Below are 13518 nucleotides of genomic sequence, written 5' to 3'. Positions count from 1 at the left end.
GGTTTGAAAAAAGGCGGGCAAGAATGCCCGCCTTTGTGTCTGCTTCAATTTAGTGATGAATGCCCAAAACGGACGCGTTGTGGCTGATGATTTCGTCCGCCAAAGACGGATTGTCGTTCAGCTTGATACCGTAGCCGGGCACCAATTCTTTCAGACGGCCAGACCATGATTCGGCATGATCTGGGAAGCATTGGTTGATCAGCTTAATCATCAAAGGTACGGCGGTTGATGCACCTGGGGACGCACCCAGCAATGCGGCCAGCGAGCCGTCGGCATGAGCGACGATTTCGGTACCAAATTGGAGTACGCCGCCTTTTTTCGGGTCTTTTTTGATGATTTGTACGCGTTGACCGGCGGTAATCAGTTCCCAATCGTCAGGATTAGCTTCCGGATAGTAGTCGAGCAGCGAGGCGAAGCGTTCTTCTTTGGTTTTACGCAATTCGCCCAAGAGGTATTTGGTCAGCGGCATATTAGCCCAACCGGCGCGGAGCATGGGGTAGAGGTTGTCCATGTGGATGGACATCGGCAAATCCATGAGCGAGCCTTGTTTGAGGAAGTTGGGGCGGAAGCCTGCATACGGGCCGAACATCAAATGGCGTTGGCCGTCCACGTTGCGGGTATCCAAATGCGGAACGGACATAGGGGGAGCGCCGACGGAGGCTTGGCCGTACACTTTGGCGTTGTGTTGCGCGGCCGTTTCGGGATTGCTGTTGCGGAAGAAGAGGCCGGAAACCGGAAAGCCGCCGTAACCTTTGCCTTCGGGGATACCGGATTTTTGCAGCAGGGTCAGTGCGCCGCCGCCTGCGCCGAGGAAGACGAAACGGGTGCGGAGTGTCAACGGGTCGTCATCGTCTTTGGTGCTGCTGGTTTTCAGCACCCATGCGCCGTCCGATTCGCGGTTGAGGTCGTCGACATGACGGTTGAATTTGATTTTTACGCCTTTGTCGCTCAAGTATTTGACCATCTGGCGGGTCAGGCTGCCGAAATCGACGTCTGTGCCTTCGGCGGAATAGTTGGCGGCGATGGATTGGTTTTCATCACGGCCGTTGACAACCAGCGGCGCCCATTCGGCAATTTTGGCGCGGTCGGTAGAAAACTCCATTTTTTCGAAGAGTTTTTGGTTTTTGAACACGTCGAAACGTTTTTGCAGATAACTGCAATGGTCGGCGTTCATCACCAGCGACATATGGGGAACGGAATTGATGAAAGTGCGGTCGGCCAGTTTGCCTTCTTCGACCAAGCTCGCCCAAAACTGGCGGCTGATGTGGAATTGTTCGGCAATATTGAGGGCGCGGGTCGGATCGATCGTACCGTCGGCAGTCAGGGGGGCATAGTTCAATTCGCACAGGGCAGAGTGTCCCGTACCGGCGTTGTTCCATGCATTTGATGATTCCAACGCTACATCTTCCAAACGTTCGATCAGGGTAATTTCCCAAGATGGTTCGAGCTCCTTGAGCAATACGCCCAAAGTGGCGCTCATAATGCCGCCGCCTACTAATACGACATCGGTTGCTTCAGCCATGGTTTTACTCCTACTAAAGTCAGGCATGGTTTGCCTTGTGGTTATCTATCATTATAAACAACTGATTTCATAGGAATTGTTTTGTTTTTGTAGTGTGTGAAACTTTTTTGCCTGCTGAGTTTCCGAGCGTAAAGGGCGGGAGGCAGTTTCGGTTTGGGTTCCAGATTTCAGGTCTTTATAATATGTTATTGAGAATTTAGTAGATTTTACGGAGAAATGCAAAGATTTTCTGTTCGGTTCATATAAAAATAAGAGATTAGGCCGTCTGAAAACGTTTTCTTACCCTTTATACGCCAAGGTTTGCCAAGAAAAAAGAATTTTTCATTTCTTTTTTAATTGACCGTTTTTGTCAGCAATTTCAGCGCTAACAAACGTGAATCAACCGCCAATCTGCTATCATTTCAACTTATCCCACAACAAGGCAAACCGCCATGTATCTGACACAAGAAAAACCCTACCGCCCCCTATTGGTCGCACTGATGTTCCTCACCCTGCCGCTGGCGATGATATTGCACAATATCGTGCAAATCGCCTTTTCAGACGGCCAAGGCCTGCTGGTCACGGTCAAAGACGGCGCATGGGCATGGCAAAGCGGCTGGCAGGATTCCGTCGCATGGTTCGTCTGCGGCATGTTTGCCTTCCTCAACCTGCCGATTGCCGGCGGACTGACCAAGCTGGCGTATAAAAAAATGATGCGCCGGCATTCGCGTTACGCCATCTTCCTTGCCGGGGTCGCAGCGTGTGCCTCGGCGGCGGCTGGCTTGATTTTTGAAGCTATCTTAGGAAATGCCGCATTGGCCGGTATGCGCGGGCAAGGCGTGTTCTACTACACCCTCTCCGTGTGGATCATCGCCATGCTGACCCTGCCCAAACAGCTCACACGCGCGCCGGAGCAGCCCATCGTCTTTCACAAGATGAAACGTTGATTCAACAGGCGCAAACATTTTCAGACGGCATGCTTTCCGTTACCATTACATCCAACGCGTTTTAACCAATAAGGAATAACAAATGAATCAGGCGCAACAGCTCCACGACGGCATACAGGCACTGGGTTTGGACATCGACGAAGCCAAACAGGCCAAACTGCTAGACTATGCCGCCCTGCTGCAAAAGTGGAACAAAACCTACAACCTGACCGCCCTGCGCGATCCCGCCCAAACCGTCAGCCACCACCTGCTCGACAGCCTGACCCTCTTGCCCTATATCGAACACGCGCAAACCATGCTCGACGTCGGCTCCGGCGGCGGACAGCCCGGCATACCCACCGCCATCTGCCGCCCCGACCTCGACATCACCCTCCTCGATGCCAACACCAAAAAAACCGCCTTTCTGCAACAAGCCGTCATCGAACTCGGCCTTAAAAACGTCCACATCATCAGCGGCCGCGTAGAAGCCGCCGCCGACTGCCGCGCCGACGTCATCACCAGCCGCGCCTTTGCCGAACTCGCCGACTTCGTCAACTGGACCGAGCACCTCCTCAAAGACGGCGGCTACTGGGCGGCCATGAAAGGCGTATACCCACAAGAAGAAATCGACAAACTGCCCGAAAGCGTCGCCGTCGAAAAAGTCGAAGCATTGCACGTCCCCCAACTCAATGCCGAACGCCATATCGTCATCATCCGCAAAAAGGCCGTCTGAAAACAACCCAAGCATACCGAATAACGGTACAATCCAGCCATCCACACTTAACACGACAGCAAAGCACATGAGCGCACAAATCCTCGCCGTCGCCAACCAAAAAGGCGGAGTCGGCAAAACCACCACCACCGTCAACCTAGCCGCCTCCCTGGCCTCCAAAGGCCGCCGCGTCCTCGTCGTCGACCTCGACCCCCAAGGCAACGCCACCACAGGCAGCGGCATCAACAAAGCCACCATCGAAAACGGCGTTTACCAAGTTGTCCTCGGCGAAACCGACATCCCCAACGCCGTCGTCCGCAGCAAAGAAGGCGGCTACGACGTATTGGGCGCCAACCGCACACTGGCCGGCGCAGAAGTCGAACTCGTCCAAGAAATCGCACGCGAAATCCGCCTCAAAAACGCCCTACAGCTCGTTGCCGACAACTACGACTACGTCCTCATCGACTGCCCCCCTTCTCTAACCCTGCTCACCCTCAACGGCCTGGTCGCCGCCAACGGCGTCATCGTCCCTATGCTTTGCGAATACTACGCCCTGGAAGGCATCTCCGACCTCGTGGCTACCGTCCGCAAAATCCGCCAAGCCATCAACCCCGACCTCGACGTAACCGGCATCGTCCGCACCATGTACGACAGCCGCAGCCGCCTCGTCGTCGAAGTCAGCGAACAGCTCAAACAACACTTCGGCAACCTGCTCTTCGATACCGTCATCCCCCGCAACATCCGCCTCGCCGAAGCCCCCAGCCACGGCCTCCCCGCCCTCGCCTACGATGCCCACGCCAAAGGCACCCAGGCTTATCTCGACTTGGCCGATGAACTGATTGCACGGTTGGAAAAATAAACAGAAATATGAATATAAAAAGGCCGTCTGAAAGTACTTCAGACGGCCTTTGGTTTATTTTAAATAACCGTTATATGATATTTCTATCGTATTTTGTTTATATAAATCAAAATATTTTTCTGTTTGAACAAAACCAAAATAATTAAAAATCTTCTCAAATTCAGAAAGTTTTTGTTCACTTACAGAAAGTAAAGGCTTCTCCGTCCCTAACTCAGCAAAAGATCTTTGGAACAACTTTATACCAATCCCTTTATTTTGGAATTCAGGCATGATCCTTAAACAGCATAATTTCTTTTCTTCAATCTCATTTTTTAGAATTGCCAAACCAGCAATCTTCCCATCACGCCATTCAAGTAAGATTGAGCGAGTTTTGTTATAGAGACCAGTAAATACTTTTTGCTCTAACCAATTCTCAAAATCTGGATATTGCTGAGACAACTGGTTCAAATTAGCAAATACATGATTAATTACAGGTAAAGCAATATTCTCTTGTTCTATAATAAGATTAGAATCGATAAGAGGTGTTCCTACTATCTCTTGGCGCTGAATTTGATTTTCATTATTAAATAAAGGTAAGGAAGCGTAAGGAGACAGAGCATTGGGGGCAAAAATAAAGTGATACGTCATCTTATACTCCTTGTTTTAGGTAGTAGAAATTTTGTGGAGGATGTTTCTTTCCACAGAATTCTTCTATTTGCAGAGGATGAGGAAGCAATCTAAAGTTTACTATTTCTATAGCATAACCATTATTGTGTTCTCCAAAATATTGGAAGAACCTTTCTTTCGTTATACCTGAATTATAATTGGTTTTTTCCCATAAAGAAATTAAATTATCAGAAATTACTCGTTTTACCTCAAACTTTGCAACAACCCTTGAGAGAGGGCTCGTACCATAAATATAAACTGTATTTACACTTAATTTGGGTAATGTCTTTCTATATTCGAACTTCTTTAGTCCCAAATTAATTTGTGTAATAAACTCAGGATGCATTGATATTAGGATATCCATTTTAAATTTCATCGAGGGAGTGATTGAAGATAATTGTGTACAAATTTAGTAATTTTTTTTTAAAAACTAATAAACATATTAATATAATGGAGAAAGATAATATATAAAAGTTAGGATTACGTATTATGCTACCATGCTCTGTAAAAAAAATAATTATTAAATTTACCAAAGAACTTGAAACTAATCCTATGAGTAATATAAATAACAAGAACATAAAAATTTTACGCGTAGATGTCTCAATTCTAGAAAACCTACCTAAAAGACTAAAACTTTCTGTCGACTTATCACCGTTATCCATTTTCCAGTGATAACCTAAACTATTTTGAACTATGTTATCTCCTTTATTCAGAAAAAGATATTTTTGCCAAATATCCTCTTGTGTTAGAGAGCGGCTAGTATTATAGTTTTTACTGTGATCCCCAAGTTCATACTCTTGATTAATTATCAAGAAAAAGTGAATTTTTTTAAATTTTACAAATTCTAAATGGCAATTATCCATTAAAAATGATGGCAACCATCTACTTTCATTAATCCTTACATCTAATATTTTAGATTTTATAGTCGAGCTTAAAACTCCTTCATCTTCTGGTGTAAATGATTTTATAAAGTTAGTCTTAGATGCTGTTTTAACTCTAAACCTAATGTAGGCATGCTTTGACTCTATTGAATTTAAATTATTATCTTTAACGATTTGTGCTATTTTTTTTAAATCAATAATAATTTCGGTACAGAGAATATCTTCCCTATAGGAGAATTTAAATGTTTTATGTATTAAAAATGGAATTATAATAATATTTTTCTTATTTCTTGTTATTGCGGTAAATGTTTGGTTTTTTGTTGTCGATATAGTAGGCTCGTTAAAAATAGCAGTAACCATATCTAAATTAGAGGATAGTTCCTTTCCTAAATCTAGGAAATCTGCAAACTCATACTTTCCAGGTATACTAATAAATAATTCTTTTTTATCTAATTTTTCCAGAGAAGTTATATCAATTAATAAGCCTAAATCTAGATATGTACATTTATTATCAAAATCCCATAAATTGAGGTGTAATTCATCTAGAAAAATATTTGCTTCCAAGTCGACTTCAGAAGGTTCTTTATGCGTCCTAAAAAGCAAACATGAAATTTTTTGTGTAGTCACGATTTCCTCATTTCACAAATAGATCTATGTTGTAATGATAATATAATAAATAATTACATTTATTTCAATCTCTCCCATTCCCTCAACAACCTCTTCACCGACACCGGATACGGTGTCTTCAATTCCTGTGCAAACAGTGACACCCTCAATTCTTCAATCATCCATTTAAACGCAGCGAGGTCGTCTGAAACGGGTTGTCCTTGTTTTACCAAACTGTCGGTTTTTTCCTGCCACATTTGTTCCAGCTCCTGTATATCGGCTTCGCGGGCTGCGTCGCGGGCGGGGTTGCCGCTGTATTTTTCGAGGCGCAGGGTCATGGCTTTGAGGTAGATGGGGAGGCGCGGCCATTGTGCCCACGGGGTGCGGGTGGCGAAGCCGGCGGCGAGCAGGGTTTGCAGGCGTAGTCTTAGAAGGTGGGTCAATGGATGTTTGCCGAGTTTGCTGTTGAGTTCGGCGTAGGCGGCTGCGGTTTCCTGCAGGTAGCGGCTGAGGGCTTCTTTGACGGCGGGCAGGCGGCTGCGGGCACGTTTGATTTGCTCTTTAAAGGCTTTTTCGTTGCGCGGCAGCTCGTCTTCGCCGATAAAGGCGCGGTCGCAGACGGCTTGGGTGAGGTCGTCGCGCAGGGCGTCAGCGTTGATGTGTTTGAGCAGCATGGCGGCTTGGGTGAAGCCTTGGATGCCTTTGTTCAAATCTTTTACCTGCTCTTTTAATTGCAGCTTCATCAATTCGATTACGCCTTGACGGTGTGCCTGTTCGGCGGCTTCTATGGTGTCGAACAGGCGCAGGGCGATGCGGCCGTCTTTTTCTTTTTGCAGGCCGAGGTAGCCGGTGAGCTGTTGTTTGCCGCGTGCGAACTTGATGGATTCGGGCAGTGTGCCGATGTCCCATGCGGTAACGTTGTCGCGCTCGAATTCTTGGGTGTTGTCGCGGAAAGTGACGGCGGCGGCTTGGCCGAGTTGTTGTTGCAATTCGTGCAGTTTGCGGCCGCCGGCAAGCTCTTGTCCGCCGTCGTCGATAATGCGCAGATTCAGATAGCAGTGTTCGGGCAATTCTTGCGCCGCCCATGCGTCTTGGTCGATTTGCTCGAGAATCCGCATATCGCCGGCGCTTTTGGCAATAAAGTGCGCCAACTGGGGAATGATGGCCGCTTGGCGGTCGGGATTGCTTTCGAGAAATTTGGTGATGAAATCGGGTACGGGCACGCAAATGCGGCGGATTTGCTTCGGCAGTGCTTTAATCAGCAGCTGGATTTTTTCGCGCAACATACCGGGCACCAGCCATTCGAGCGACGGCGCGTGCAGGCGGTTGAGGACGGTCAGCGGCACGGTCATGGTCACGCCGTCGAGCGGATGGTGCGGCTCGAAGCGGTAGGAAAGTTTGAACTTGCCGTCTGCGGTTTGCCAGAATTTGGGGAATTGCTCTTCGGTAATGTGCGCGGCGGCGTGTTGCATCAGATCGTCGCGGCTGAGGAACAGCAGGCACGGATTGTCGCGTTCGGCGGTTTTGAGCCAGGCTTCAAAGGTGCGGATATCGGCAAGGGGCAAAGGTTTCAGACGGCCTTTTTGAGATGCAGGCTGCTTTTTGGGTTTGGGGTCGTCTGAAACATTTTGTCGGGTGTGTGAACTCGGTTCACGCTCGTGGTTGGACGCATCTTTGGAATCCGCGTGCGCGGCTTGCGCCACGCGCCCTGCGTTGCGCTGGTTTGCTTGTCCGTTTTGATCGGCTGTCTTGTCCGACTGGGTTTGTCCGCCCTCTTCGCTTCCCCAAACGCCGCCTTTCGCGTCTTTCCACACCAGCTCGGGCAGGCGTTCGTTATAAAAAGCAAACAGGGCTTCGTCATCGACCAATACGTCTTGCTTGCGCGATTTGTGTTCGAGTTCGGTAATTTCTTTAATCAGCTTTTTATTGTGAACAAAAAAGGCCGTCTGAAGATTGCTTTCCTGTGCCACCAATGCGCCGCGGATAAAGATTTCGCGCGCTTCTTCGGGCGCAACTTTGCCGTAAGACACGGGGCGGCGCGGCAATACGGTCAGGCCGTAAAGCGTTACCCGTTCGCTGGCGACGACTTCGCCTCGTTTTTGTTCCCAGTGCGGCTCGAAATAATGGTAGCGGACGAGGTGCGGCGCTTCCTGCTCTATCCATTCGGGCTGGATAACGGCGACGTCGCGCGCGTAAAGGCGCGTGGTTTCAACCAATTCTGCCGCCATCACCCATTTGGGTTTGGCTTTGAACAGGGCGGAGGCGGGGAAAAGGTGGAAGCGGCTGCCGCGCGCGCCGGTGTAGTCGTTGCCGTCAGGCGATTTCATGCCGACGTTGGCGATAAGGCCGGTGAGCAGGGCGCGGTGGATTTGTTCGTAGCCCGCTTCTTTGGCGGCGCGAATTTGGGCGCGGTGTTGTTTCTTGTCCAGTTGTTTTTGCTTGAGTTTAGCCGCTAAATCTTGGTCGCCTTGGCTTTCAGACGGCCTTAATTGTTCTTGGGAAGGAGGTTGTCTAAACGCGGCTTCTTTGGTGGTCAAGCCCATTTCAATCGCGGTTTGGGCAAGCTGGTGGTGCAGCTCGCGCCATTCGCGCATCCGCAGGTGCGACAGGAAATATTGACGGCACCATTGCACTAACTGCTTGTTGGACAAGCCTTTATCACGCTCGCGCTGGAAACTGTCCCAAATGTTCAGATAGGCAAGAAAGTCGGATTGCTTGTCGGTAAAGCGTTCATGCGCCTTGGCAGCGGCATCGCGCGCTTCCAACGGCCGCTCGCGCGGGTCTTGAATCGACAGCGCGGACGCAATCACCAATATTTCCGCCATGCAGTCGTGTTTCTTCGCCGCCAACAAAATGCGCGCGATTTTCGGGTCGATGGGCAGGCGCGCCATTTGTTCGCCGAGCTTGGTCAGGCGGTAGCGCGTGTTGGTACCGATATGACCCGAACTGTTCTGCAGGCCGTCTGAAACATTGACTGGGTTGGATCGGGCATCCATGCCTGATCCGCGTACTTGGTTTTTCATATTTTGCATAGTCTTGTCGGTCGGGCATCTTCCCCGACATCATCTAAATTTGTCTTTATTGGTTTTCACGCCACTTATTGCGGATAAACATATTCCGCCTTGCCGTCGCGAATGTTCAAGCTGCCTGCATCGCCTGTAATCAGATTGCCCGTTACCGAGCCTTCGCTACAACCTGAAACCGGCATATCGTAGCCCAACGTGTGAATCAGGAACGTTGAAAGCTGCTGATGGAAGGCAATCTCGCAAGGTGCAAAAGCCTGGTTGGCAGCCTGTTGCACGGCCTTATCCGGGCTGTACAACACCAGTGGCACGAGATAGCTGTCGGGCTGCACCGTGCCTTGATTGTAGGTATCTTGGCGCACATACTGGCCATGATCGGAGGTATAGGCAAACAGCCAGTTGCCGTCAGGCTGCTTTTGCAGCTGCTCGAATACGGTTTGAATCATTTGGTCGGTTTTGTGGATGGTGTTGTCGTACTTATCCACAATATTGGCTTCGCCGAATACTTTATCTTGAGGCTGCAACAATGCGCCGTATGGGACGTGCGAACCGCGTTGATGCAACACAATAAAATGCTTGCCCTGCTGCAAATTGATTTTGTCGAACAGCGGCAGCAGTTTCTCATCAGGCATATTGTCGCCGTTGCCGTAGCCAAGCTGCGTCGGCTGAATCAGATGGTCAATCCACTTTTTACCGATTAAGTTCAAAATCGCCATCTCGTTTTCCGCCTGCGCGCTGTAAAAATACGTTTCATAGCCCTGCTCTTTGGCAAGGCGGAACATATTGGTATCGCCGCTACTGATTTGTTCGTAGCCGTTGGCATGCGGTATCGCATTGAAAAAGCTGGGCAGGGACACAGCCGTCATCAAAGCGGCAGAATAGCTTTGTTTCACAATCGGCTTAAAGTCGGCTTGCGAAAGCTGGGTTAAAAACGGCGAAGTCTCGCGCCCATAACCAAACAGTTTCAAATGCACCGCGCTTTCGCTTTCGCCCATAATTAGGACGATATTTTGAACACTGCCCTGCCCGATTTTGCTTGGCGCTGGCTGTTTGAACACAGGAATCTTGCTTAAATCAAACAACTGATACGGCAACACGCGCCCGATAAAATAGCCAAAGCTGAAATAATTGGCTTTAATGCGGCTGTATGTCGGTTTGGGAGAAATACCGTGTTCCTGCGTCGTACTGAATGAGCGTCCAAAAATCAGCAACATCGCCGCAATAAACAAAATATCGGCGGCAAAGTGCGTCTTACGGCGGAACTTGGCAAGGCTGCAAAACAACACGACTTCCAACACGCCCCACAACGCAGGCAGCCACAACTTATCCAACATCGACGCGCCCGCGCTGCCGACTTCGGTAACCTCTTTCAGCATCAGCCAATAATTAATGCCCGTCATCCAGCTTTGATAAACCGCGTAATGCACATTATTGGCAATAATGCTGAACGCGAAAAACACCGCAATCAACAAACGCGTCGCCTTATAACGCGCAAACAGATACAGCGCAGCAATTACAAATGTCAGCGCAAACGTTTCCACAATTTTTACCGCCGGCAGGGTTTCAATCCCAAATACAAAACGATAGGCAATTTCGCTGGCAGTAAGTAAAGACGAATACAAAACAAGCGTGAGGAAAGATTTTTTCATCATTAATAATTTCACAATAAAAAATTTACCGATTGGGTTTTAAAACCCAATATTCCCTTTTCAATATTTTTAGTTTCTCAATAATTTAGGCCGTCTGAAAATGAAACATGGCCTGCCATTTGATTAAGAAAGATTTTATTTTCAGACGGCCTCCACCGCCCCCAACTCCAGCAATACCTGAAAACCGTCATTGATATACCGTGAATCGGGCATTTCTAAAAACGGAATAATACCAACAAAATGCGTGCGATTTTCGGGTCGATGGGCAGGCGCGCCATTTGTTCGCCGAGGCGGGTCAGGCGGTAGCGGGGGGGTGTTGGAAGTGGCGGTTTTCAGGCTGTCTGAAAGAGGTTGGATTTCTTGCATATTATTGTTTTAAATGTGATTATACAATTGGCAGGCTGCCTGAAAAGTGCAGGCTGCTTTTTTATGTTTTCAGACGACCTTTCAGGTAGCCCGTGCTATTCGTTTGAAACGGTTTGATTAAAAAGGCAGGCTGAAGCCCGCCTGCCTGAAAATTGTCGGTTTATGCGGCTTTCTGCTTGATAAGTTTTGTTTCAATATCGTTCAACAGGCGAACTAATGAGCGTCCGATAGCATAAGCCAGATTGATGGGGACGGCGTTGCCGATTTGTTTGTATTGCGCACCAAGTGAACCTTCAAACTGCCACTCATCAGGGAAGGTTTGGATGCGGGCGTATTCGCGCACAGTCAACGGGCGGGTTTCTTCGGGGTGGCAGCGTTCGGTCTGTTTTTGTGCAGGGGCGCAGGTCAATGTCAGACTGGGTTCGTCCCATGCCAGCCGCCGCGCCATGCCGGTTTTGCCGCCGCCGAGAAAATAGCTTTTCTGCATGTATTCGCGCTGCAATGCGTCGGGAAGGTCTTTCCAATAACCGCCTGCGGGTACTTGCGCCATAATTTCCGCCTTACGCTGTGGGTATTTTTGCCCTGGCGATTGCGGTACGTCGTCTTTGTAAAGTTCGCCCGCTTTCAGTGCATCTTGCAGGGTCAGAATGCGGTGGTAGGGCGATGGCCAGTGGAACTCGACTTTGTCTGCCAAATCTTTACGGATACCAATTAAAAACAGTCTTTCACGTTTTTGCGGTACTTTATAAAACATGGCTTTAAGTACGCGGGGCGGCACGAGCTCATAGCCGAGTTCGCCGATAATATCGGTAATGGCCGTCAGTGTGCGCCCTTCGTCATGCGCCAGCAGTCCGCGCACGTTTTCGGCTACAAACACTTTGGGATTGGTTTCTTTCACGGCACGGGCAAACTCGAAAAATAGTGTGCCGCGCGTGTCTTCAAAGCCTAATTTTTTACCTGCATAGGAAAACGCTTGACACGGAAAGCCACCCGATAGGATGTCGATTTGGTCGCGGTAGGGGGTAAAGTCCAGTTTGGCAATATCGCCTTCTACAACATTCCAATTTGGACGGTTTTTCCGCAGGGTTTTACAGGCTGCCGCATCGATTTCGTTGAGTAATACGGACTCGAAACCTGCCTGTTCCATGCCGATTGCCAAACCGCCCGCGCCCGCAAACAGTTCCAACAGTTTGTACGGGCGGTTCGGTCGGATGGCGGCTTCTTCCTGCCAGCGGCTGTCAAATAGCAGGCGTGCTTCCTCAAATACTTCGAGCTGTTCGCGGCTGTACAGGCGGTAGTTGTTGTCAGTTTGGCGTTGCGGGACAAGCGTGCCGTTTTTGTCCCAACGGCGCAGGGTTTCTTTGGAAACGCTTAATATATCTGCAACTTGAGCGATGGTGTAGTGTTCGGGACTTTGCATAATTTGTCTAAACCTTAGTTATGGTTATTAATCGCAGCATAATCTAACCTGAAATGCTAGAGTCGTCAAACATTATTCATGGTTACTTAAATTTTGCACGGTTTCGCTGGAGGCAAGTGTTTTGATAATGCGGTCGAAATCCTTGCTGAAATCGGCCTCCACCGCAACCGAACCGATGGCGTTGATGAGTTCGTGATAAAAACCTTCATCGCCCGTCAGCCTGTGCCACAAATCTTTGCCGATGACGACATCGTAGTCGTATTGCTCGGTAATGCGGCGGTAATGGCTGCTCAAATCTTCCGGTTCGCCGTAAAGTACGCCGACAATCATGTCGTCGTTAGGGATTTTCAGATGGTTGGTACGCGACAGATTGCGTACCGATTTGAAATGCCCGGCAATGGTTTCCACATCGTCGGCATTGATGGTGTTAGGCCCAGCTTTAAGCTGGCAGTATTTTTTGCGCCCGTCAGTTTGGTCAGTAAATTCGATATCCATACCGCTGGCGGTGCTACCGACGGCATTTTGAATAGCGGAAATGAAACTCTGCATATTCTGCCCGAACGACGTATTGATGGATGTACCCAAAACGCGTGGGAACAGTAATGCTTTAGCAATACTTTCTGGGCTGGAATTGCCCGTCAGAAAATTGGCAAGATAAACCGTTAAAAAAGGGTTGATGTTGAACTGTTTCGGGTCAGTCAGTTTTTCGGTATTTTTGATGTGGTTTTGCGCGATACGGTCGCGAAACCATTGTTTGGCAGCATCCAGTATTTTTTGTTTTTGTGCTGTGTTCAAAGACATGGGTATTTCCTTTATCAAGTTGAAAATGACAGCCTGTGCAGACTGCTTTTTATTGTCAGGCCGCCTGTTTTCAGACGGCCTCCACCGCCCCCAATTCCAGCAATACCTGAAAACCGTCATTGATATACC

The 13518-nt window shown here is 48.8% G+C and carries 12 protein-coding genes; 3 read left to right on the top strand and 9 right to left on the bottom strand.

Going from position 1 to position 13518, the window contains the following annotated elements; translation table 11 throughout:
• Positions 1 to 49: 49 nt before the first annotated feature.
• Positions 50 to 1522 carry a malate:quinone oxidoreductase gene (locus HMPREF2661_RS07330; RefSeq protein WP_070823000.1) on the bottom strand — a complete coding sequence of 491 codons (1473 nt, stop codon included), beginning with the start codon at positions 1520 to 1522 and terminating at the stop codon, positions 50 to 52.
• A gap of 431 nt (positions 1523 to 1953) precedes the next feature.
• On the opposite strand from HMPREF2661_RS07330, the gene HMPREF2661_RS07325 reads away from it, so the two are divergent.
• The 3 genes from HMPREF2661_RS07325 to HMPREF2661_RS07315 all read left to right on the top strand — a co-directional run bounded on the left by HMPREF2661_RS07325 (position 1954) and on the right by HMPREF2661_RS07315 (position 3998).
• The gene (locus HMPREF2661_RS07325; protein WP_003749363.1) at positions 1954 to 2448 is read left to right on the top strand and encodes a hypothetical protein; all 495 of its coding nucleotides are present in this window, start codon (positions 1954 to 1956) and stop codon (positions 2446 to 2448) included.
• A gap of 82 nt (positions 2449 to 2530) precedes the next feature.
• The gene (rsmG, locus tag HMPREF2661_RS07320; protein WP_070822997.1) at positions 2531 to 3160 is read left to right on the top strand and encodes a 16S rRNA (guanine(527)-N(7))-methyltransferase RsmG; all 630 of its coding nucleotides are present in this window, start codon (positions 2531 to 2533) and stop codon (positions 3158 to 3160) included.
• A 67-nt stretch (positions 3161 to 3227) separates the two neighbouring features.
• A complete protein-coding gene (locus HMPREF2661_RS07315; protein ID WP_003681348.1) occupies positions 3228 to 3998 on the top strand; it encodes a ParA family protein in 771 nt (256 codons plus the stop codon).
• Positions 3999 to 4052: 54 nt separating this feature from the next.
• Here HMPREF2661_RS07315 and HMPREF2661_RS07310 read toward each other — a convergent pair whose 3' ends face one another.
• The 8 genes from HMPREF2661_RS07310 to HMPREF2661_RS07280 all read right to left on the bottom strand — a co-directional run bounded on the left by HMPREF2661_RS07310 (position 4053) and on the right by HMPREF2661_RS07280 (position 13389).
• A complete protein-coding gene (locus HMPREF2661_RS07310) occupies positions 4053 to 4625 on the bottom strand; it encodes a GNAT family N-acetyltransferase (RefSeq protein WP_070822994.1) in 573 nt (190 codons plus the stop codon).
• 1 nt (position 4626) lies between these two features.
• Positions 4627 to 5007: an ASCH domain-containing protein gene (locus HMPREF2661_RS07305; protein ID WP_070823085.1), complete on the bottom strand. Its 381-nt coding sequence runs from the start codon at positions 5005 to 5007 to the stop codon at positions 4627 to 4629.
• 1 nt (position 5008) lies between these two features.
• Positions 5009 to 6151, bottom strand: a complete 1143-nt coding sequence (locus tag HMPREF2661_RS07300; protein ID WP_070822992.1) for a hypothetical protein — start codon at positions 6149 to 6151, stop codon at positions 5009 to 5011.
• Between the two features lie 59 nt (positions 6152 to 6210).
• Positions 6211 to 9162: a DUF3418 domain-containing protein gene (locus HMPREF2661_RS07295; RefSeq protein WP_084824317.1), complete on the bottom strand. Its 2952-nt coding sequence runs from the start codon at positions 9160 to 9162 to the stop codon at positions 6211 to 6213.
• Between the two features lie 65 nt (positions 9163 to 9227).
• A complete protein-coding gene (gene lpt3, locus HMPREF2661_RS07290) occupies positions 9228 to 10805 on the bottom strand; it encodes a lipooligosaccharide phosphoethanolamine transferase (RefSeq protein ID WP_107832068.1) in 1578 nt (525 codons plus the stop codon).
• A gap of 138 nt (positions 10806 to 10943) precedes the next feature.
• Positions 10944 to 11168, bottom strand: a complete 225-nt coding sequence (locus HMPREF2661_RS11835; RefSeq protein ID WP_349267275.1) for a hypothetical protein — start codon at positions 11166 to 11168, stop codon at positions 10944 to 10946.
• A 160-nt stretch (positions 11169 to 11328) separates the two neighbouring features.
• Positions 11329 to 12588, bottom strand: coding sequence for a DNA cytosine methyltransferase (dcm, locus tag HMPREF2661_RS07285; protein WP_070822989.1), 1260 nt, complete (start codon positions 12586 to 12588; stop codon positions 11329 to 11331).
• A gap of 72 nt (positions 12589 to 12660) precedes the next feature.
• Positions 12661 to 13389, bottom strand: a complete 729-nt coding sequence (locus tag HMPREF2661_RS07280; RefSeq protein WP_070822986.1) for a PmeII family type II restriction endonuclease — start codon at positions 13387 to 13389, stop codon at positions 12661 to 12663.
• Positions 13390 to 13518: the final 129 nt, after the last annotated feature.

This window comes from Neisseria sp. HMSC061B04 (assembly GCF_001836705.1).
Classification (GTDB): domain Bacteria; phylum Pseudomonadota; class Gammaproteobacteria; order Burkholderiales; family Neisseriaceae; genus Neisseria.
The sequence above is the reverse complement of the archived record's forward strand: the minus strand, read 5'-3'. Positions and strand labels throughout refer to the sequence as shown.